Here is a 20,787-nt window from a genome sequence, read left to right on the forward strand (position 1 = left end):
GAGTTCCACTATGAGTGCTCTTTCAAAGGGATGGTCCGCGGCCGCTCCAGCCAGGCGCCTTCGCCATCGGGAACGATTTCGACCACATCGACTTGCGAGCCGCTGATGGCGACAATCCGTCCATCGTTACGCCCCAGGTAATCGCCGACTTTCAGCCGATGCACACCGCCCGCCCCGCGCAACAGTGCAAAGGAGCCGGTCGCATTGGAGATCGTGCCGACCATTTCAAATTGCTCGATGTTGAAACCTTCGAGGTACTGCTTGACCCGATTGGGGTCGGGTTTGACGTTGCGCGAGCCGCGCTTCTGGCCAGCCAGATCGACCCTGACCTGCCGGGAGAACGGGCTACGCAGGTTGGCAGCGCTGTAGGTGAATGTCGGGTAAGACCGGAATGTCGGCGTTGGTTCAATCTTGCCGGGCGCACGCAGGCGCACTTCGTTCAGGTAGGCGTCCAGATCGCTGAAATCATTGCCGCCACCACAGCCGGCCAGGACGACCAGACACATCACCATCGACAGGCAACGAGCCGGGCTCATTTCTGCACTCCCTTGTCGTTGTAGCGGTAGGTCTTGGCAAGGATGCTCATGCGCAACTTCGGACCGCCTTCGGGATTGGCCGGCGCCAGATCGAAGTCATGCAGGGTGACGATCCGCGGCAGGCCGGCCACGCCGCTGACGAAAGTGGCCAGGTCGTGATACGCGCCGGTGACGGTGATCTGGATAGGGAGCTCGATGTAAAACTGCTGGGCGACCTCCGGGAGCAGCTTGATCTCTTCGAACTCCAGGCCGCTCCCCAGGCCGGTGCGGGTGATGTCTTCCAGCAGCCCGGGCACTTCGGTGTCGCTGGGCAATTGGCGCAGCAGAACGCCGAAGGAGTTTTCCATTTCCTTCATCTGTTGGGTATACAGCTCCAGATTAGCCGCCATGTGGCCTTTGGTCGCGAACTGCTCCTTGAGCGTCGACTCTTCCTCGCGCTTGAGTTCGAGGTGGTTTTGCAGGTCGCTGATCAAGAAGCTGTAGCCCAGCGCCAGCACCAGAACCATGAGCAGGACACTCGCCAGGGCCTTGATCGCCACTGGCCAGGACCCCATGTTGTTGGTGTCCAGATCGTTGATGTCAATCTTGCGCAGCCCTTCGAGCCATTCGGACGGCCTCATTTGGCACCCCCCTCAATGGCCGGCTGAGTCTGACGGACGGTCAACTGAAAAACATTGGTCTGATCCAGCTGACCGGCGGTGGTCGCTTTGACTTCCGTAAGGTTGGGTGCATCGAACCAGTCGGACGCATCAAGATTGCGCATCAAATCCGAAACACGATTGTTGGACTCCGCCGCACCGGTGATGGACAAGGTCTTGCCGACCATTTTCACCTCGGTGAAATACACGCCATCCGGCAAGGTACGCGCCAATTGATCGAAAATCCTCCCACTGATCGGCCGGTTGCCTTGCAGGTCCTGGATAATGCGCATGCGCTCGACGAGTTGCTGACGGCGAGCCTTCAGGTCGCTGATCTGTTTGATCCGCTCATCGACCACGGCAATCTGCCTGGCGATGTAATCGTTACGGGCAACTTGCCGATCAATGGCGCCGTTAATGACCTGATCCGTAATCAACAGCGCCCCCACTGACCCCACCAGCACACCGACCAATGCCAGCAAAAAGCGTTTGCGACGCCCTTCGCGCAACTCTTCGCGCCAGGGTAAAAGATTGATCCGCGCCATCAGTCAAAACTCCTGAGGGCCAGCCCACAGGCGATCATCAGCGCCGGGGCATCACTGGCCAGGGCACCGGCGTTGACCTTGCTGCCCAGGGTCATGTCGGAGAATGGATTGGCGACCTGGGTCGGCGTACCCAGGCGCTGCTCGATCAACCGATCCAGCCCGGAGACCGAGGCGGTGCCGCCGGCCAGAAGGATGTGATCGACCGAGTTGTATTGGCCGGAGGCAAAGAAAAACTGCAACGAACGCGACACCTGTTGCACCAACGCCTCACGAAACGGCTGCAAGACCTCGCTGACGTAATCGTCCGGCAAACCACCCTGCTTCTTCGCCAGCCCCGCCTGCTCGACCGTCAGGCCATAACGGCGCTGGATTTCTTCCGTCAGTTGACGGCCGCCGAACAATTGTTCACGGGTGTAGATGATTCGCCCATTGTGCAGCACGCTCAGGGTGGTCATGGTCGCGCCGATATCGACCACCGCCACGGTCAGACGCTCCTGAGAGGCGGCCAGCTGGGTTGCCAACAGGCTGAACGATCGCTCCAGGGCATAGGCTTCGACATCGACCACGCGCGCGGTCAACCCGGCCAGGGCCAAAGCCGCTTCACGAACCTCGACGTTTTCCTTGCGACAGGCGGCCAGTAGCACATTGACCCGCTCGGGGTTGCGCGCCGACACGCCCTGCACTTCGAAATCGATCGCCACTTCGTCCAGTGGATAAGGGATGTACTGATCGGCCTCGATCTTCAGCTGGTTTTCCATCTCGTCGTCGGAAAGACCGGCGTCCATCTCGATGATCTTGGTGATCACCGCCGAGCCGGCGACCGCCACGGCGACGTTCCTGAGGCTGGTTCTGGCCTTGACCAGCACGCGCGCAAGGGCCTGCCCCACACCTTCGAGCTCGGCGATATTTTTCTCGACCACGGCACTGGTGGGCAGCGGCTCGACCGCATAGGCCTCGACCCGGTAGCGGTCCCCCTGGCGACTTAGCTCCAGAAGCTTCACCGACGTGGAGCTGATGTCGATCCCCAGAAGCGTATTGGCCTTTTTATTGAAGAGTCCTAGCACTACCAATTCCCTATGACTATCCGTGAGTTACGGACTCTGTAATATCCATTGCGTTCAATACCCCCCGTCTTGACAGAAGCGCAAATGACGCTCCCCACGGAAAAATGCTTATAATGCCGAGCGTTTTTTCCGCTTTTACTGCAAGCGCGGGTCATTCTCTGTATAGCCTGAACCCTGATGCCTAATTCATTTTTTGCCTTGGATATCCAAAAGCCTTGATTCGTCTGCTGAAATTTTTCGGTTGGTCCATCGTCGCCGTTTTCTGCGGACTGCTCCTGGGTCTGAGTGGCGCTTTTCTTTACCTTAGCCCCGGATTGCCATCCGTGGAGGCGCTGAGAAGTATTCAGTTGCAGATTCCTTTGCGGGTGTACAGCAGCGACAACAAATTGATCGCAGAATTTGGCGAAATGCGCCGCACGCCAATCCGTTTCGCCGACATTCCCCCCAATTTCATCAATGCGTTACTAAGTGCTGAAGACGACAACTTCGCCAACCACTATGGCGTCGATCCCAGCAGCTTGATGCGTGCCGCTACCCAGCTGGTAAAAAGCGGGCACATTCAGTCCGGTGGCAGCACCATCACCATGCAGGTGGCGAAGAATTTCTTCCTGACCAGCGAACGCAGCTTCTCGCGCAAGACCACCGAAATCCTCCTGGCCCTGCAGATCGAACGGCAGTTGACCAAGGACGAGATCCTCGAGCTGTACGTCAACAAGATCTATCTGGGCAACCGCGCCTACGGCATCGAGGCGGCGGCGCAGGTTTATTACGGCAAGTCGATTCGTGACGTCAGCCTGGCACAGATGGCGATGATTGCCGGCCTGCCGAAAGCGCCGTCGCGCTTCAATCCGCTGGCCAACCCGGCCCGTAGCAAGGAACGTCGCGACTGGATCCTGGGGCGCATGTACAAGCTCGGCAAGATCACCGAAGCCGACTACACCGCTGCGATCAATGAACCACTGAACGCCAGCTACCATGTGCCGACCCCGGAAGTGAACGCACCGTACATCGCCGAAATGGCCCGCGCCGAAATGGTCGGCCGCTATGGCAGCGATGCGTACACCGAAGGCTTCCGCGTCACCACCACGGTGCCGAGCGATTTGCAGGAAATGGCCAACTCCGCGGTTCACGAAGGTTTGATGACCTACGATCAACGGCACGGTTATCGCGGCCCCGAGTCACGCCTGCCGGGTAAAACCCGAGAGGCCTGGACCCTGGAGCTGACCAAGCAGCGGACCATCAGCAGCCTCGAACCGGCAATCGTGACCCAGGTCGACAAGAACGGCGTGCAGGTGCTGACTCGCACCGGTGATGAACACGTCGCCTGGGACAGCATGAAGTGGGCCCGCCCATTCCTGAACACCAACAGCATGGGCGCCAATCCGAAGCAGCCTTCGGACGTCGCGCAGGTCGGCGATCTGATTCGCGTGCAGCGTCAGCCGGACCATTCGCTCAAATTCAGCCAGATCCCACAGGCCCAGGGCGCACTGGTTTCCCTCGATCCGCAGAACGGCGCCATTCGTTCGCTGGTCGGCGGTTTCGCCTTCGAGCAGAGCAACTACAACCGCGCGATGCAGGCCAAGCGTCAGCCGGGTTCGAGCTTCAAGCCGTTCGTCTACAGCGCCGCCCTGGACAACGGCTACACCGCCGCCAGCCTGGTGAACGACGCACCGATCGTGTTCGTCGACGAGTACCTGGACAAGGTCTGGCGCCCGAAGAACGACACCAACACCTTCCTCGGCCCGATCCGCATGCGTGAAGCGCTCTACAAGTCGCGCAACCTGGTATCGATCCGCCTGCTGCAAGCGCTGGGTGTCGACCGCACTATCGACTACATCAGCAAGTTCGGCTTCAACAAGCAGGACCTGCCGCGCAACCTGTCCCTGGCCCTGGGCACCGCGACCCTGACACCTATGGAAATTGCCACCGGCTGGAGCACCTTCGCCAACGGCGGCTACAAGATCAGCCCGTACATCATCGACAAGATCGAAAGCCGCAATGGCGACACGCTGTTCGTCGCCAATCCGCCGAGCGTCCCAAAAGGCGGAGTAGTCAGCGACGGCATCGCCGTACCGGCCTCCAACACCTTTACGGTCAACGCCACCCCAGGCGAAGCGCCGAGCGCCCAGACAGCGCCACAAACGCCAGCCGTGGCCGAGCGCATCGTCGACGGCCGCACCACCTACATCCTCAACAGCATGCTCGAGGACGTGATCAAACTCGGTACCGGCCGCCGTGCACTGGCCTTGGGTCGCAGCGACATCGCGGGCAAGACCGGCACCACCAACGAATCCAAGGACGCCTGGTTCTCCGGCTACAACGCCGATTACGTGACCACCGTCTGGACCGGATTCGACCAACCGGAAAGCCTGGGCAAACGCGAGTTCGGCGGCACCGTCGCCCTGCCGATCTGGATGAACTACATGGGCGCCGCCCTCAAAGGCAGGCCACCCCACACCCAGCCAGAACCCGAAGGCATCCTCAGCCTGCGGGTCGACCCGGTCAGCGGTCGTGCAGCCACCCCAAGCACCCCTGGCGCCTACTTCGAACTGTTCAAGGCCGAAGACACACCACCGTCGGTGAACGAGCTGGGTAACGGCAATGCGCCAGGCAGCCCGTTGCCAGCGGACGAGGCCGCGCCGATCGATTTGTTCTGATCCCGTAGCGCAACGCAAAAGCCCCGTTCTTCTCTGGAAGACGGGGCTTTTTGTTGCGCCTGGAATTTATGCACCGGCTGAAACCAGGGTTGCCTGTCTGGCCGCCTTCGCGAGCAAGCCCGCTTCCACATTGGAATGCATACCCCCGTGGGAGCGGGCTTGCTCGCGAAGAGGCCCTCAAAGACACCACAAAAACCGCAGGCAATAAAAAGCCCCGACTCGCGAGAGCCGGGGCTTTGTGTTGAAGCGCTACAACGGCTTAGCCGTTGAACACGTCATCCACGCTTTTCAGCGGGTAGTTCTTCGGATACGGCAGGGTCGCCACACCGGTCTCGATCGCAGCCTTGGCCACGGCATCGGAGATCAGGGTGATCAGACGGGCATCCATTGGTTTCGGAATGATGTACTCACGACCGAATTCCAGTTTGATGCCGCCGTAGGCGTCGCACACTTCCTGAGGCACTGGCAGCTTGGCCAGTTCACGCAGGGCGTTGGCGGCAGCCACTTTCATCTCTTCGTTGATGCGCTTGGCGCGAACGTCCAGGGCACCACGGAAGATGAACGGGAAGCCCAGTACGTTGTTGACCTGGTTCGGGTAGTCCGAACGGCCGGTGGCCATGATCACGTCGTTGCGAGTGGCGTGTGCCAGCTCCGGGGAGATTTCCGGATCCGGGTTCGAGCACGCGAACACGATCGGGTTGGCCGCCATGCGCAGCAGGTTCTCGGCGCTCAGCAGGTTCGGGCCCGACAGACCGACGAATACGTCGGCGCCATCCAGCGCGTCAGCCAGGGTGCGCTTCTCGGTCGCGTGAGCGAAGACAGCTTTGTACTGGTTCAGGTCGTCACGGCCGGAGTGGATCACGCCGGTACGGTCAACCATGAAGATGTTTTCGATATTGGCGCCCATGCTCACCAGCAATTTCATGCAGGAGATGGCGGCAGCACCGGCGCCCAGGCAGACGATCTTGGCTTCTGGCAGGGTTTTGCCAGCGATTTCCAGGGCGTTGATCATGCCGGCGGCGGTCACGATCGCGGTGCCGTGCTGGTCATCGTGGAATACCGGAATGTCGCACTGCTCGATCAGAGCGCGTTCGATCTCAAAGCACTCAGGTGCCTTGATGTCTTCCAGGTTGATGCCACCGAAGGTGATGGAGATACGCTTGACGGTGTCGATGAAGGCTTGCGGGCTTTCGGAGTCGACTTCGATGTCGAAAACGTCGATGCCGGCAAAGCGCTTGAACAGAACACCTTTACCTTCCATTACCGGCTTGGAAGCCAATGGGCCGAGGTTACCCAGGCCCAGAATCGCGGTGCCATCGGAAATGACTGCAACCAGGTTGCCTTTGCCGGTGTATTTGTAGGCCAGTTCAGGATCGCGGGCGATTTCGCGTACTGGTTCGGCTACGCCGGGGCTGTAGGCCAGCGACAGGTCGCGGGCGGTAGCGGTGGCCTTGGTGAGCTCGACACTCAGCTTCCCTGGACGGGGATGGGCGTGATATTCGAGAGCGGCAGTTTTCAGATCAGACATATGGGCATTCCGCTTTTTACTGTTGGACAGACGGACCGCCGAGGATACTCGCCTCGCAAAGTCCTCACAAGACTGACCAGTCACCCCTGTCAAGCGCCCGGCCCTACGACTTTGGGCCAAGAGCCACGAAACACAAGGGATAGACTGTTCACAATCAACAGAAAAAATGTCTACAATTTTTTCTTACGGCATCGCCTGCAACATCGCCGGATCGGTCAGCGGCAGAAGCCAGCGCGCCTGCCCCGGCTTCAGGCCGCCACGGCGGGAACGATCCACCACCCAGCCACGAGCCTCGATCTGCCTGCCTTTGAGCTGTTCAAGCGACGCGCCATCGAATTGCTCCAGCATATTGGGTGCAACCCGCAATACAACCGATTCCTGCAACTCGATCCAAACCCCGCCGCGATTGCGCTGAACCTTGCTCACACGGCCACTGAGCACGGCGAAGCCGGACGCGCTGATCTGCTCCGCTTTCAGTACAGGTGATTGTCGCCATAGCCCGAGGCCGGCCTGACGAGCACTGCGTTCCGCCGCTTGCTGACAACCGGCCAAATCGACGTTCGGTGCCACCGCCACCTGAAATCCGAGGCCTTCAGCGAGCATCTGCGCTTCAAGGTTGACGCCATCGACGCTGTAGACATGGGCCAGGGTACGGCCGTAATGGTCCTTGCTTTCTTTACCCGGCAGCAAACCGACCCGCCCGTCGCTGGCGGCCACCAGGGCTTCCAGGCGTTTGCGCGCAGCCACGGCAAACGGCTCGTCGGAACGGCCCTGCTTGCCCAGCTCTGGCGTGTTCAAACCGATCATGCGCACACTGCGGCCATCGCGCAGGCGCAAGGTGTCGCCATCCACCACCCGCTGCACCACAACCGGCGTCAGCCCGCTCGGCACCGGGCAGAAAGCCTGGGCACCGGAAAGCCAAATCGCAGATACAAAAAAGGCGCCCGCAAGGGACGCCTTTTTCATCAGTCTGGAGAAGCCGAAACGACTTTCCAAAATGATCGGCCTTAGGCCTTTTTCGGGCCAAAAGCACCGAAACGATCGGCGAACTTCTGAACACGGCCGCCGGTATCCAGAGTCTTCTGCTTACCGGTGTAGAACGGGTGGCATTCGTTGCAAACGTCGATCGACAGAGGCTTGGCGAAAGTCGAACGGGTTTCGAACTTGTTGCCGCAGCTGCAAGTTACGGCAACTGCTGGGTATTCTGGATGGATATCGGCTTTCATGGTGTTTTCCTCAGGCTAGCGTGCCGCCACCCAACACTATTGTTGAATACCGCACGTAATTAGGCCGCGGATTCTACCAGACCTTTGCAAACACGCAAGCTGTCACTGAGTCCGACCGTCTGCTAGGCTCCCGACCCAAGTCGCCGTCTCTGTGGGAGCGGGCTTGCTCGCGAAAACGGTGTGTCGGTCAGCATTTATGTCGTCTGAAGCACCACTTTCGCGAGCAAACCCGCTCCCTCAGGATATGCAACAACCTTTCATTTATTGCCCGCCCAAAGAGATCCCCCCGCGTGCCCGACGCCATTCTGCGCCTCGCCCTGCCTTCGCCCCTGCGCCGCCTGTTCGACTACCGCGCTCCGGCCGGAGTCCTGCGCGCCCAGCTACACTCGGGCATGCGTTTGCGGGTGCCGTTCGGGCGGCGGGAGATGATCGGCATTCTGGTGGAGGTCACCGATCACAGCGAAGTCCCGGCGGAAAAGCTCAAACCGGCCCTGGCCCTGCTCGATGCCGTGCCGCCGCTGCCGCCCGCGCTGTTCAAGCTGTGCCTGTGGACTTCCCAGTATTACCAGCACAGCCTCGGCGACACGTTGAGCTGGGCGCTGCCGGTGTTGCTGCGTCAGGGCGAACTCGCCGAAGCACGCCAGGAGCGTTTCTGGTCCGCCGCGCCCGGCGCCAGCCTCGATGATCCGCGCATCGCCCGCGCACCGCGACAGCGTGAAGCCCTGGCGACCCTGGCCCAGCACCCACACGGCGTCGCCCATCAGTTGCTGAGCAAACTGATGCTGAGCAAAGACAGCCTCGACCTGTTGCTGGCCAAGGATCTGGTTCAGGTAGACATCCGCAAACACGCCCCCGGCGCTCGCCACGAGCATTGGCTGGCGCAACCGGAATTGCCGCTCAACCCCGAGCAGCGCGCCGCTTATGAAGCGATTCGCGCCGGGTTCGACAGTTATCACGCGTTTTTGCTGGCCGGCGTCACCGGCAGCGGCAAGACCGAAGTCTATTTGCAGCTGATCCGCGAAACCCTCGAGGCCGGCAAGCAAGCCCTGGTGCTGATCCCGGAGATCAACCTCGGCCCGCAAACCCTGGCGCGCTTCGAACAACGCTTCAATGCGCGCATCGCGCTGATCCACTCGGCGGTCAACGACCGCGAGCGCCTGGACGCCTGGCTGGCGGCACGGGATGGCGAGGCCGACATTATTATCGGCACCCGTTCGGCGCTGTTCACGCCGATGAAGAACCCCGGCCTGATCATCATCGATGAAGAGCACGATGGTTCCTATAAGCAGCAGGAAGGCCTGCGCTACCACGCCCGCGACCTGGCACTGGTTCGCGCCCGGCAGGAAAACATCCCGATTGTCCTCGGTTCCGCCACGCCTTCGCTGGAAAGCCTGCAAAATGCCTACACCGGTCGTTACGGCCTCTTACGCCTGAATGAGCGGGCCGGTGGCGCCAAACAGCCACGCTTCCTGCGTCTGGACGTGAAAAGTCGCCCACTGGACAGCGGCATTTCCGGGCCGATGCAGCAAGCCATCGGTCAGACCCTCGCCGCCGGCCAGCAGGTTCTGGTGTTCCTCAACCGCCGAGGATTCGCCCCGACGCTGCTCTGCCACGACTGTGGCTGGATGTCCGAATGCCAGCGCTGCGACGCGCGCATGACCGTGCACCAGCGCTCGGGCGAACTGCGCTGCCACCATTGTGGCTATGTCGAACGAGTGCCTCGGCATTGCCCGAAGTGCGGCAAGGTCGATTTGCGACCGGTGGGCGCCGGTACCGAGCGCGCCGAGGAACGCCTGGGGATTCTGTTCCCGGACGTCCCGGTGCTGCGGGTCGACCGCGACAGCACCTCGCGCAAAGACGCGATGAATCAGTTATTCGCGACCATCCAGAAAGGCCAGCCGTGCATTCTGGTCGGCACACAGATGCTTGCCAAAGGGCACCACTTTCCTCGAGTGACCCTGGTGTCGATTCTCGATGCCGACGGCGGCCTGTTCTCCGGCGACTTCCGCGCCAGCGAGCGCATGGCGCAGTTGATCGTTCAGGTCGCCGGGCGCGCGGGGCGGGCCGAAGAGCCGGGCAAGGTGATCATCCAGACGCACCTGGCGGACCACCCGCTGCTGGTGCAGTTGACCGAACAGGGCTATTTCGCCTTTGCCGAACAGGCGTTGAGTGAACGCCGCTCCGCCGGGCTGCCGCCGTTTGCGCATCTTGCGTTGCTGCGGGCCGAAGCACACAAACCGGGGCAGGCCGAAGGCTTCCTCGATGAGGCGTGTAGCGAAGCCGAGCGACTTCTGGCCGAGCAGCATCTGACCGGTATCGAGTTACTGGGGCCGGTGCCGGCGCCCATGGAACGCCGGGCCGGGCGTTATCGCGCGCAGTTGTTGCTGCAAGCCACGGCCCGGGCGCCGTTGCATCGATTGCTGAGCAGTTGGTTGCTGGCTTTGGAGCAGATGCCGAGCGGGCGGGCGGTGCGTTGGTCTCTGGATGTCGACCCGGTCGATTTGTATTGATTTCAAAATCGCCATCGCGAGCAGGCTCGCTCCCACGATGGGTCTGTGGCGTTCATTGGTTTTGTGATCAACGCCTATCCCCTGTGGGAGCGAGCCTGCTCGCGATGGGTGCCGAATAGTCACCACATATCCATAACCTGCCCGCTATAGTTGGCAAGCTCGTCTTCGCAACGGATAATGCCCAGTTTTTCCACCAGCGCATTGAAGCGCCGCCGCGCTTGCGGTCGAAAGAGAAGACCATGAAAGACACCATTCGCCAGCTGATCCAACAAGCCATCACCCAACTCGTCAACGAAGGTGTGTTGCCTGAAGGCCTGTCGCCGGCGATCCAGGTGGAAAACTCCCGTGACAAGACTCACGGCGACTTCGCCAGCAACATTGCGATGATGCTGGCCAAACCGGCCGGCATGAAACCCCGCGACCTGGCCGAGAAAATCATCGCGGCGCTGCCGGCTGACGAGAACGTCACCAAAACCGAAATCGCCGGCCCTGGCTTCCTGAACTTCTTCCAGAACACCCAAGCCCTGGCGACCCGTCTGGACGCGGCCCTGGCCGACGACCACATCGGCGTGCGCAAGGCCGGTCCGGCGCAGCGCACCGTCGTCGACCTGTCGGCGCCGAACCTGGCCAAAGAGATGCACGTCGGCCACTTGCGCTCGACCATCATCGGCGACGGCGTGGCCAGGGTTCTGGAATTCCTCGGTGACGCTGTGATCCGTCAGAACCACGTCGGCGACTGGGGCACCCAGTTCGGCATGCTGATGGCTTATCTGCAGGAAACCCCGACTACCAGCGACGAACTGTCGGACCTGGAGAACTTCTACCGTGCCGCCAAACAGCGCTTCGACGAATCCGAAGAGTTCGCCGATCGCGCCCGCGGCCTGGTGGTCAAGCTGCAAGCCGGCGACCCGGACTGCCTGGCACTGTGGACCAAGTTCAAGGACATATCGCTGTCCCACTGCCAAAAAATCTACGAACTGCTGAACGTCAAACTGACCATGGCCGACGTGATGGGCGAAAGCGCCTACAACGACGACCTGATCAATGTGGTCAACGATCTCAAGGCCAAAGGCATGCTGGTCGAGAGCAACGGCGCCCAGTGCGTGTTCCTCGACGAATTCAAGAACGCCGACGGCGAGCCGCTGCCGGTGATCATCGTCAAGGCCGACGGCGGCTACCTCTACGCCACCACCGACCTAGCGGCCGTGCGCTACCGCAGCGGCGTGCTCAAGGCTGATCGCGCACTGTATTTCGTCGACCAGCGCCAGGCCCTGCACTTCCAGCAAGTGTTCGCCGTCGCGCACAAGGCCGGTTTCGTGACCCATCCGATGGAAATGGAGCACATGGGCTTCGGCACCATGAACGGCGCCGATGGTCGTCCGTTCAAGACACGTGACGGCGGCACCGTGAAGCTGATCGACCTGCTGATCGAAGCCCAGGAGCGCGCCTACACGCTGGTGAAGGAGAAGAACCCGGAGTTGGCCGAAGACGAGTTGCGCAATATCGCCAAGGTCGTGGGCATTGGCGCGGTGAAATACGCCGACCTGTCCAAGCACCGCACCAGCGACTACAGCTTCAACTTCGACCTGATGCTCAACTTCGAAGGCAACACCGCGCCATACCTGCTGTACGCCTACACCCGGGTGGCTGGCGTGTTCCGCAAACTCGGCAAGGACTTCAGCGAAGTCGAAGGGCAGATCGTCCTCGAAGCGGCGCACGAGCATGAGCTGGCAGCGAAACTGGCGCAGTTCGGCGAAATCCTGAATAACGTGTCCGACAAAGGCACGCCGCACATCCTCTGCACTTACCTGTACGATGTGGCCGGCCTGTTCTCCAGCTTCTACGAGAACTGCCCGATACTCGGCGCCGACACCCCGGCGCAAATGCAGAGTCGTCTGCGCCTCGCCGCGCTGACCGGCCGCACTCTCAAGCAGGGCCTGGAACTCTTGGGTCTGGAAACTCTGGAGCGTATGTAAGTTGGCTGCCAAGAAAAAACCTGCACCCAAGCGTGGCGCCAGCCGTTACCAAGCTCCTGCAAAGCAACCGATCCCGGGTTGGCTGTGGATGGCCATCGGCCTGACGGTCGGTGCGTTCATTGTGTTCCTGATGAAGCTGGAGCCGGGCAAGAGCAGTGACAGCGTCAAGCGCGAGAAAGTCGAGCAGCAGAAAGCCACCAAGATCGCCGAGGCCAACAAGACACCGCCAAGCCCGACGCAACCGGTGAAGCCGAAGTACGACTTCTACACCTTGCTGCCGGAATCGGAAGTGATCGTGCCGCCGGACGCGGTGCCGGAGAAAACCCTGCCGACGCCACAAGTGCCGGCCATTCCGACCACGCCGGTGACGCCTGCGGAAGCGGCGAAGATCGACACTGCCCGGGCTCAAGCGGCATTGGCCGGTATCACTCCGCCGCCAGCGCCACCGGTGGCAAAAGCTGCGCCGGTGACCAAGTTCTTCCTGCAGGCCGGTTCGTTCCGCAAGGAAGCCGATGCCGACAAGGTTCGTGCGCAGATCATCCTGCTGGGGCAAGCCGTGGCGGTTGAATCCGGCACCGTGAAGGACGAAACCTGGTACCGGGTGCTGGTCGGTCCGTTCAGCAACCGCGAACAGCTGACCACCGCCCAGAAACAACTGGCTGGCAGCGGCTTCAGTAACCTGTTGTTACAACAACGCCAGAGTCGCTGACCTTCCACTGATCATTCCCACGCTCTGCGTGGGAATGATCGATCAGACAACATCCCATCCCCGCCCTACACCGCTCGTCCCCCGCCGCGTCCTACAGTTGAAAAACGCTCCACCACCCCCATATGGGTTGGCATAAGGCATTTTCGCCCCGCTGCGTGGAGACTCTCCCTTGACCACCATCGTTTCAGTTCGCCGCCACGGCAAAGTCGTCATGGGCGGCGACGGCCAGGTTTCGCTCGGCAATACCGTGATGAAAGGCAACGCGAAAAAAGTTCGCCGCCTGTACCACGGCCAGGTTATCGCTGGTTTTGCCGGAGCCACCGCTGACGCCTTCACCCTCTTCGAGCGTTTCGAAGGCCAACTCGAGAAACATCAGGGCCATCTGGTGCGCGCCGCCGTCGAACTCGCCAAAGAGTGGCGCACCGACCGCTCCCTCAGCCGCCTCGAAGCCATGCTCGCGGTCGCCAACAAAGACGCCTCCCTGATCATCACCGGCAACGGCGACGTGGTCGAGCCCGAAGAAGGCCTGATCGCCATGGGTTCCGGCGGCGGCTACGCCCAGGCCGCAGCCAGCGCGCTGCTGAAAAAAACCGACCTGTCGGCCCGGGAAATCGTCGAAACCGCTTTGGGCATCGCTGGCGACATCTGCGTGTTCACCAACCACAACATCACCATCGAGGAGCAGGATCTCGCTGAGTAAGCCTGTTTCGGCCTAGCGCCACGGCTCACTTTTGCTTGAGGACCGCCAATTACTATGCCCATGACCCCCCGTGAAATCGTCCACGAACTCAATCGCCATATCATCGGCCAGGACGATGCCAAACGCGCCGTCGCCATTGCCTTGCGCAACCGCTGGCGCCGGATGCAACTGCCCGAAGAGCTGCGCGTCGAAGTCACCCCCAAGAACATCCTGATGATCGGCCCGACCGGTGTCGGTAAAACCGAGATTGCCCGTCGCCTGGCCAAACTCGCCAACGCGCCGTTCATCAAAGTCGAAGCGACCAAATTCACCGAAGTGGGCTACGTCGGCCGCGACGTCGAATCGATCATTCGTGATCTGGCCGACGCCGCGATCAAGCTGCTGCGCGAACAGGAAATGACCAAGGTGCGCCACCGCGCCGAAGACGCCGCCGAAGAGCGCATCCTCGACGCTTTGCTGCCACCGGCACGCATGGGCTTCAGCAACGAGGATGCCGCACCGTCCCAGGATTCCAATACCCGTCAGCTGTTCCGCAAACGCCTGCGTGAAGGTCAGCTGGATGACAAGGAGATCGAAATCGAAGTGGCCGAAGTGACCGGCGTCGATATCTCCGCGCCACCGGGCATGGAAGAAATGACCAACCAGTTGCAGAGCCTGTTCGCCAACATGGGCAAGGGCAAGCGCAAAAACCGCAAGCTCAAGGTCAAGGAAGCGCTGAAACTGGTTCGCGACGAAGAAGCCGGTCGCCTGGTCAACGAAGAAGAATTGAAGGCCAAGGCCCTGGAAGCCGTCGAGCAACACGGCATCGTGTTCATCGATGAAATCGACAAGGTCGCCAAGCGCGGCAACTCCGGTGGCGTCGACGTTTCCCGTGAAGGCGTGCAGCGCGACTTGCTGCCGCTGATCGAAGGCTGCACCGTCAACACCAAGCTGGGCATGGTCAAGACCGACCACATCCTGTTCATCGCCTCCGGTGCGTTCCATCTGAGCAAGCCGAGTGATCTGGTGCCCGAGCTGCAAGGTCGCCTGCCGATTCGAGTCGAACTCAAGGCCCTGAGTCCGGAAGATTTCGAGCGCATCCTCAGCGAGCCGCATGCATCGCTCACCGAGCAGTATTGTGCATTGCTGAAAACCGAAGGCCTGCTCATCGAATTCCTGCCGGACGGCATCAAGCGTCTCGCCGAGATCGCCTGGCAGGTCAACGAGAAGACCGAAAACATCGGCGCCCGTCGCCTGCACACCCTGCTCGAGCGTCTGCTCGAAGAGGTGTCGTTCAGCGCCGGCGATCTGGCCAGCACTCACGAGGACAAGCCGATCCTGATCGACGCCGACTACGTCAACAGCCACCTGGGCGAATTGGCGCAGAACGAAGACCTGTCCCGTTATATCCTGTAAGCCATACTTACAGTGGTAGCGAACCCTGTGGGAGCGGGCTTGCTCGCGAAGAGGCCGTAACATTCAACATCTGTGTTGACTGTTACACCGCTTTCGCGAGCAAGCCCGTTCCCACATTTGAACTGTGGTGTTTTGCAGATCAGGTTCCAACAGGCCTCCCACACAGACGGACTGCAAGCCATGACCCAACTCCCCACCGACATCAAACTGCACAAAGCCTCGAAAACCCTGACGCTCAAATACGCGTCCGGCGAGGAATATCACCTGCCCGCCGAGTTCCTTCGCGTGCACTCTCCTTCCGCCGAGGTCCAGGGCCACGGCAAACCTATCCTGCAATTTGGCAAGATCGGCGTAGGCCTGAGCAAAGTTGAACCGGCGGGTCAGTACGCACTGAAATTGACCTTCGACGACGGCCACGACAGCGGCCTGTTCACTTGGGAATATCTGTACCAGCTGGCCGTGCGCCAAGAAGATCTCTGGAGTGATTATCTTGCGGAACTCAAAGCGGCTGGAAAAACCCGTGACCCGAATGAATCCATCGTCAAGCTGATGCTCTAGGTCAGGCCTCGGGGTATTTAGAGGGCATTTTCTAATTCCATCTGTTTGAATGCTTGGCTGCCGGGCCAACGATTGGCCCGCTTGCGAAAAAAATTAAACTCGGGTAACCAATGGAGCTGGCAAGTTCCGTGCATTTGTAGCTATGCGCAATTAACGGTCACCCGAGCAGTAGTACCTGGCGTTTGTTGTGTGACTAGACAACTGGGCTCAGGTACTCGCCTCAGGACAATGGAGCGTCGTAGATGAGTAACAAGCAAAACGATGACCTGAAATTCCAGGCTTCAGAAAATACCTTGGGACTGAATCCTGTTGTTGGGCTGCGTAGAAAGGATCTACTGGGTTCCGCTCGAATGGTGCTGACCCAGGCCATCAGGCAACCCATCCACAGTGCCAGACACGTCGCCCATTTCGGCATCGAACTCAAGAACGTGCTGCTCGGAAAATCCGAGCTCCGACCGCAAAGCGATGACCGTCGCTTCCTCGACCCGGCCTGGAGTCAGAACCCGCTCTACAAACGTTATTTGCAAACTTATCTGGCATGGCGCAAGGAGCTTCACGCCTGGATCGATGACAGCAACCTCTCGCCCAAGGACGTCGCTCGCGGGCATTTCGTGGTCAATCTGATGACCGAAGCCATGGCCCCGACCAACACGGCGGCCAACCCGGCGGCAGTCAAACGCTTCTTCGAAACCGGTGGGAAAAGCCTGCTCGATGGCCTCTCCCATCTGGCCAAGGACCTGGTACACAACGGCGGCATGCCAAGCCAGGTCAACATGGGCGCATTCGAAGTCGGCAAGAGCCTGGGCGTGACCGAAGGCGCGGTGGTCTTTCGCAACGACGTGCTGGAGCTGATCCAGTACCGGCCGATCACCGAGCAAGTGCATGAGCGCCCACTGCTGGTGGTGCCGCCGCAGATCAACAAGTTCTATGTTTTCGACCTGAGCCCGGACAAGAGCCTGGCGCGTTTCTGCCTGCGCAACAACGTGCAGACGTTCATCGTCAGCTGGCGCAACCCGACCAAGGAGCAACGCGAGTGGGGTCTGTCGACCTACATCGAAGCGCTCAAGGAAGCAGTCGACGTGGTCACTGCGATCACCGGCAGTAAAGATGTGAACATGCTCGGTGCATGCTCCGGCGGCATCACCTGCACCGCCCTGCTGGGTCACTACGCAGCGATCGGCGAGAAGAAGGTCAACGCCCTGACGCTGCTGGTCAGCGTGCTCGACACCACCCTCGACAGCGACGTGGCCCTGTTCGTCGACGAGCAGACCCTCGAAGCCGCCAAGCGCCATTCCTACCAGGCCGGTGTGCTGGAAGGTCGCGACATGGCGAGAGTCTTCGCCTGGATGCGCCCCAACGACCTGATCTGGAACTACTGGGTCAACAACTACCTGTTGGGCAACGAGCCACCGGTTTTCGACATTCTGTTCTGGAACAACGACACCACCCGGTTGCCGGCGGCGTTCCACGGCGACCTGATCGAGATGTTCAAAAACAACCCATTGATCCGCCCCGATGCACTGGAAGTGTGCGGCACACCGATCGACCTCAAGCAGGTGACTGCCGACATCTTTTCCCTGGCCGGCACCAACGATCACATCACCCCGTGGAAGTCCTGCTACAAATCCGCGCAGCTGTTCGGTGGCAAGGTAGAGTTCGTGCTGTCCAGCAGCGGGCATATCCAGAGCATCCTGAACCCGCCAGGCAATCCGAAAGCGCGCTACATGACCAGCACCGAGATGCCGGTCAAGGCCGAGGACTGGATGGAAAACTCCACCAAGCACACCGACTCCTGGTGGTTGCATTGGCAGGCGTGGCAGGCCGAGCGTTCGGGCAAACTGAAGAAATCCCCCGCCAGCCTTGGCAACAAGGCCTATCCCGCAGGTGAGGCGTCGCCGGGCACTTATGTGCATGAGCGGTAACTGACACACCCCACCCCTGTGGGAGCGAGCCTGCTCGCGATGACGGCGGTACATCCAGCCATTGTGTTGACTGTTACTCCGCAATCGCGAGCAGGCTCGCTCCCACAGAGGGTGAGGAAGAATTAGAGATAGCGACCCACAGGGCCCCGAAGCATGCCGCAACCGTTCATATTTCGTACCGTCAACCTGGATGGCCAGACCCTCCGCACCGCGGTACGCCCCGGCAAGCCTCACTTGACGCCCTTGCTGATTTTCAACGGCATCGGTGCCAACCTGGAGCTGATATTTCCGTTCGTCCAGGCGCTGGATCCGGACCTGGAAGTCATCGCCTTCGACGTACCCGGTGTCGGCGGCTCATCGACTCCCAACCGCCCGTATCGATTCTCGGGTCTGGCGAAACTCACGGCACGAATGCTCGACTACCTCGATTACGGGCAGGTCAATGTCATCGGCGTGTCGTGGGGTGGTGCTCTGGCGCAGCAATTTGCCCATGACTATCCCGAGCGCTGCAAGAAGCTGGTGCTGGCGGCCACGGCTGCCGGCGCCGTGATGGTTCCGGGCAAGCCGAAAGTGCTGTGGATGATGGCCAGCCCACGGCGCTACGTCCAGCCATCCCATGTGATCCGCATCGCACCGATGATCTATGGCGGCTCGTTCCGTCGCGATCCGACCCTGGCTGCCAGTCATGCCGCCAGGGTCCGTTCGGCAGGCAAACTCGGCTACTACTGGCAGCTGTTCGCCGGCCTCGGTTGGACCAGCATTCACTGGCTGCACAAGATCCACCAACCCACCCTGGTGCTGGCCGGCGACGACGATCCACTGATCCCGCTGATCAATATGCGCATGCTGGCCTGGCGAATTCCCAACGCCCAACTGCACATCATCGACGACGGGCACCTGTTTCTGATTACCCGGGCCGAAGCGGTGGCACCGATCATCATGAAATTTCTCGAGGAGGAACGTCAGCGCGCAGTGATGCATCCGCACCCTGCTCCATCGGGTGGTTAACCGACTCCGGCTTTTATTTATGAAAAGGGGTCGGCAGGAGGCCAGGCCGCGCAACATCCCGCAACAGCGGCTATGGTGTTTTGTTCGGCGTGTTTGTTTTTGGCCTGATGACGAAGGAGTGTTGACTCATGCGCGACAAACCAGCGAAGGGCTCTTTGCCCACTCCCGCTGCATTCATCAACGCACAGAGTGCGGTTACCGGTCTGCGCGGCCGGGACTTGCTTTCGACCTTGCGCAGCCTCGCCACCCACGGCCTGCGCAACCCGGTGTATACGGCCCGGCATGCCTTGAAGCTGGGCGGCCAACTGGGCCGCGTGCTGCTGGGTGAAACCCTGCACCCGATCAACCCGCAGGACAATCGCTTTGCCGATCCGGCGTGGAGCCTCAATCCTTTTTATCGCCGCAGCTTGCAGGCTTATCTGAGCTGGCAGAAAGAGGTCAAGAACTGGATCGACGAAAGCAACCTGAGCCCGGACGATCGCGCCCGCGCCCACTTTGCCTTTACCTTGATCAACGACGCCGTGGCACCGTCCAACACCCTGCTCAATCCGCTGGCGATCAAGGAGATATTCAACTCTGGCGGCCACAGTCTGGTGCGGGGTGTCGGCCATCTTCTCGACGACCTCCTGCACAACCACGGCCTGCCCAGGCAAGTCACCAAACAAGCATTCGAGGTGGGCAAAACGGTCGCCACCACCACCGGTTCCGTGGTGTTTCGCAATGAGCTGCTGGAGCTGATCCAGTACAAGCCAATGAGCGAAAAACAGTATGCCAAGCCGTTGCTGATCGTGCCGCCACAGATCAACAAGTTCTACATTTTCGACTTGAGCCCCAACAACAGCTTCGTCCAGTTCGCCCTTAAGAACGGCTTGCAGACGTTCATTATCAGCTGGCGCAATCCCGATGTGCGTCATCGCGAATGGGGGCTGTCGTCTTACGTCGAAGCCGCCGAAGAAGCGATGAATGTGTGCCGGGCGATCACCGGCGCTCGCGAGGTCAACCTGATGGGGGCCTGCGCCGGCGGGCTGACCATCGCCGCGCTGCAAGGGCATTTGCAGGCCAAGCGGCAGCTGCGGCGGGTGTCCAGCGCGACCTACCTGGTCAGCCTGCTCGACAGTCAGATAGACAGCCCTGCAACCCTTTTCGCCGACGAGCAGACACTGGAAGCGGCCAAGCGCCGCTCGTACCAGAAGGGCGTGCTGGAAGGTCGTGACATGGCCAGGGTTTTTGCCTGGATGCGTCCCAACGATTTGATCTGGAATTACTTCGTCAATAACTACCTGCTGGGCAAGGAGCCGGCGGCGTTCGACATCCTCTACTGGAACAACGACAACACGCGCCTGCCGGCAGCGTTTCATGGTGATCTGCTGGACTTTTTCAAGCACAACCCGCTGAGTCATCCGGGCGGGCTGGAAGTGTGCGGCACGCCGATTGACCTGCAGAAAGTCACCGTCGACAGTTTCAGCGTGGCCGGCATCAACGATCACATCACCCCCTGGGATGCGGTGTATCGCTCGACATTGCTGCTGGGTGGCGAACGGCGCTTCGTGCTGTCCAACAGCGGTCATGTGCAGAGCATTCTCAACCCGCCCCACAATCCGAAAGCCAACTACGTCGAGAACCCGAAAATGAGCAGCGACCCGCGAGCCTGGTATTACGATGCCAAGCGCGCCGACGGCAGTTGGTGGACGCAATGGCTGGGCTGGATTCAGGAACGCTCTGGCGCACAACGCGAAACCCTGATGACCCTCGGCAACCAGAACTACCCACCGATGGAGGCAGCACCCGGTACTTACGTGCGCGTGCGCTGACGTT

Annotated in this window: 17 protein-coding genes; 10 read left to right on the forward strand and 7 right to left on the reverse strand. The window is 60.6% G+C overall.

All coding sequences use genetic code 11. The features are described from left to right. Window positions 1–8: 8 nt before the first annotated feature. Genes QMK51_RS26290 through QMK51_RS26305 form a run of 4 tightly spaced genes read right to left on the reverse strand, consistent with a single transcriptional unit; the run spans window position 9 to window position 2,783 of the window. Window positions 9–536, reverse strand: a complete 528-nt coding sequence (locus QMK51_RS26290; RefSeq protein WP_320392493.1) for a pilus assembly protein PilP — start codon at window positions 534–536, stop codon at window positions 9–11. Then, window positions 533–1,156, reverse strand: coding sequence for a type 4a pilus biogenesis protein PilO (gene pilO / locus QMK51_RS26295; RefSeq protein WP_320392494.1), 624 nt, complete (start codon window positions 1,154–1,156; stop codon window positions 533–535). Before pilO ends, QMK51_RS26290 begins: the two co-directional genes overlap by 4 nt. Next, window positions 1,153–1,719: a PilN domain-containing protein gene (locus QMK51_RS26300; RefSeq protein ID WP_320392495.1), complete on the reverse strand. Its 567-nt coding sequence runs from the start codon at window positions 1,717–1,719 to the stop codon at window positions 1,153–1,155. Before QMK51_RS26300 ends, pilO begins: the two co-directional genes overlap by 4 nt. Then, window positions 1,719–2,783: a pilus assembly protein PilM gene (locus QMK51_RS26305; protein ID WP_320392496.1), complete on the reverse strand. Its 1,065-nt coding sequence runs from the start codon at window positions 2,781–2,783 to the stop codon at window positions 1,719–1,721. The genes QMK51_RS26300 and QMK51_RS26305 overlap by 1 nt, the downstream gene beginning before the upstream one ends. A 218-nt stretch (window positions 2,784–3,001) precedes the next feature. Between QMK51_RS26305 and QMK51_RS26310 the strand changes: the two genes are divergently transcribed. Next, a complete protein-coding gene (locus QMK51_RS26310) occupies window positions 3,002–5,440 on the forward strand; it encodes a penicillin-binding protein 1A (RefSeq protein ID WP_413817547.1) in 2,439 nt (812 codons plus the stop codon). A 259-nt stretch (window positions 5,441–5,699) separates the two neighbouring features. On the opposite strand, the gene QMK51_RS26315 is transcribed toward QMK51_RS26310, so the two are convergent. From QMK51_RS26315 to rpmE, 3 genes are all read right to left on the reverse strand, one after another. Beyond that, on the reverse strand, window positions 5,700–6,968 hold the full coding sequence (locus tag QMK51_RS26315; protein ID WP_258697937.1) for a malic enzyme-like NAD(P)-binding protein: 1,269 nt from the start codon (window positions 6,966–6,968) through the stop codon (window positions 5,700–5,702). A gap of 183 nt (window positions 6,969–7,151) precedes the next feature. Then, the gene (locus QMK51_RS26320; RefSeq protein ID WP_320394567.1) at window positions 7,152–7,934 is read right to left on the reverse strand and encodes a thermonuclease family protein; all 783 of its coding nucleotides are present in this window, start codon (window positions 7,932–7,934) and stop codon (window positions 7,152–7,154) included. A 41-nt stretch (window positions 7,935–7,975) separates the two neighbouring features. Continuing rightward, a complete protein-coding gene (gene rpmE, locus QMK51_RS26325) occupies window positions 7,976–8,194 on the reverse strand; it encodes a 50S ribosomal protein L31 (protein WP_258697938.1) in 219 nt (72 codons plus the stop codon). Window positions 8,195–8,484: 290 nt separating this feature from the next. Here rpmE and QMK51_RS26330 point away from each other — a divergent pair, with 290 nt between their 5' ends. The 9 genes from QMK51_RS26330 to phaC (QMK51_RS26370) all read left to right on the forward strand — a co-directional run bounded on the left by QMK51_RS26330 (window position 8,485) and on the right by phaC (QMK51_RS26370) (window position 20,783). Further along, entirely contained in the window at window positions 8,485–10,704 is a 2,220-nt protein-coding gene (locus tag QMK51_RS26330) for a primosomal protein N' (RefSeq protein WP_320392498.1), read from the forward strand. A gap of 239 nt (window positions 10,705–10,943) precedes the next feature. After that, entirely contained in the window at window positions 10,944–12,680 is a 1,737-nt protein-coding gene (argS, locus tag QMK51_RS26335; protein ID WP_320392499.1) for an arginine--tRNA ligase, read from the forward strand. A 1-nt stretch (window position 12,681) separates the two neighbouring features. After that, on the forward strand, window positions 12,682–13,389 hold the full coding sequence (locus tag QMK51_RS26340; RefSeq protein ID WP_320392500.1) for an SPOR domain-containing protein: 708 nt from the start codon (window positions 12,682–12,684) through the stop codon (window positions 13,387–13,389). A 169-nt stretch (window positions 13,390–13,558) separates the two neighbouring features. Further along, window positions 13,559–14,089 (forward strand): ATP-dependent protease subunit HslV, encoded by a 531-nt coding sequence (gene hslV / locus QMK51_RS26345; RefSeq protein ID WP_007936812.1) that lies wholly within the window; start codon window positions 13,559–13,561, stop codon window positions 14,087–14,089. 54 nt (window positions 14,090–14,143) lie between these two features. Then, complete coding sequence (gene hslU / locus QMK51_RS26350; RefSeq protein WP_258697942.1) at window positions 14,144–15,484, forward strand: ATP-dependent protease ATPase subunit HslU; 1,341 nt, start codon at window positions 14,144–14,146, stop codon at window positions 15,482–15,484. A 180-nt stretch (window positions 15,485–15,664) separates the two neighbouring features. Further along, window positions 15,665–16,042 carry a DUF971 domain-containing protein gene (locus tag QMK51_RS26355; protein ID WP_320392501.1) on the forward strand — a complete coding sequence of 126 codons (378 nt, stop codon included), beginning with the start codon at window positions 15,665–15,667 and terminating at the stop codon, window positions 16,040–16,042. A gap of 242 nt (window positions 16,043–16,284) precedes the next feature. Next, a complete protein-coding gene (phaC, locus tag QMK51_RS26360; RefSeq protein WP_258697944.1) occupies window positions 16,285–17,964 on the forward strand; it encodes a class II poly(R)-hydroxyalkanoic acid synthase in 1,680 nt (559 codons plus the stop codon). A gap of 153 nt (window positions 17,965–18,117) precedes the next feature. Next, window positions 18,118–18,972 carry a poly(3-hydroxyalkanoate) depolymerase gene (gene phaZ, locus QMK51_RS26365; protein ID WP_258697945.1) on the forward strand — a complete coding sequence of 285 codons (855 nt, stop codon included), beginning with the start codon at window positions 18,118–18,120 and terminating at the stop codon, window positions 18,970–18,972. A 128-nt stretch (window positions 18,973–19,100) separates the two neighbouring features. After that, window positions 19,101–20,783: a class II poly(R)-hydroxyalkanoic acid synthase gene (phaC, locus tag QMK51_RS26370; protein ID WP_320392502.1), complete on the forward strand. Its 1,683-nt coding sequence runs from the start codon at window positions 19,101–19,103 to the stop codon at window positions 20,781–20,783. Window positions 20,784–20,787: the final 4 nt, after the last annotated feature.

Origin of the sequence: Pseudomonas sp. P9_31, assembly GCF_034008235.1 — a bacterium.
GTDB lineage: Bacteria > Pseudomonadota > Gammaproteobacteria > Pseudomonadales > Pseudomonadaceae > Aquipseudomonas.

What these genes read in the sequence shown, in the direction of transcription:
- argS (WP_320392499.1), top strand. Translation starts at nt 10,944, where the DNA reads ATGAAAGACACCATTCGCCAGCTGATCCAACAAGCCATCACCCAACTC.
- QMK51_RS26290 (WP_320392493.1), bottom strand. Translation starts at nt 536, where the DNA reads ATGAGCCCGGCTCGTTGCCTGTCGATGGTGATGTGTCTGGTCGTCCTG.
- rpmE (WP_258697938.1), bottom strand. Translation starts at nt 8,194, where the DNA reads ATGAAAGCCGATATCCATCCAGAATACCCAGCAGTTGCCGTAACTTGC.
- QMK51_RS26320 (WP_320394567.1), bottom strand. Translation starts at nt 7,934, where the DNA reads ATGAAAAAGGCGTCCCTTGCGGGCGCCTTTTTTGTATCTGCGATTTGG.
- QMK51_RS26355 (WP_320392501.1), top strand. Translation starts at nt 15,665, where the DNA reads ATGACCCAACTCCCCACCGACATCAAACTGCACAAAGCCTCGAAAACC.
- QMK51_RS26300 (WP_320392495.1), bottom strand. Translation starts at nt 1,719, where the DNA reads ATGGCGCGGATCAATCTTTTACCCTGGCGCGAAGAGTTGCGCGAAGGG.
- phaC (WP_320392502.1), top strand. Translation starts at nt 19,101, where the DNA reads ATGCGCGACAAACCAGCGAAGGGCTCTTTGCCCACTCCCGCTGCATTC.
- QMK51_RS26315 (WP_258697937.1), bottom strand. Translation starts at nt 6,968, where the DNA reads ATGTCTGATCTGAAAACTGCCGCTCTCGAATATCACGCCCATCCCCGT.
- phaC (WP_258697944.1), top strand. Translation starts at nt 16,285, where the DNA reads ATGAGTAACAAGCAAAACGATGACCTGAAATTCCAGGCTTCAGAAAAT.
- pilO (WP_320392494.1), bottom strand. Translation starts at nt 1,156, where the DNA reads ATGAGGCCGTCCGAATGGCTCGAAGGGCTGCGCAAGATTGACATCAAC.
- phaZ (WP_258697945.1), top strand. Translation starts at nt 18,118, where the DNA reads ATGCCGCAACCGTTCATATTTCGTACCGTCAACCTGGATGGCCAGACC.
- hslU (WP_258697942.1), top strand. Translation starts at nt 14,144, where the DNA reads ATGCCCATGACCCCCCGTGAAATCGTCCACGAACTCAATCGCCATATC.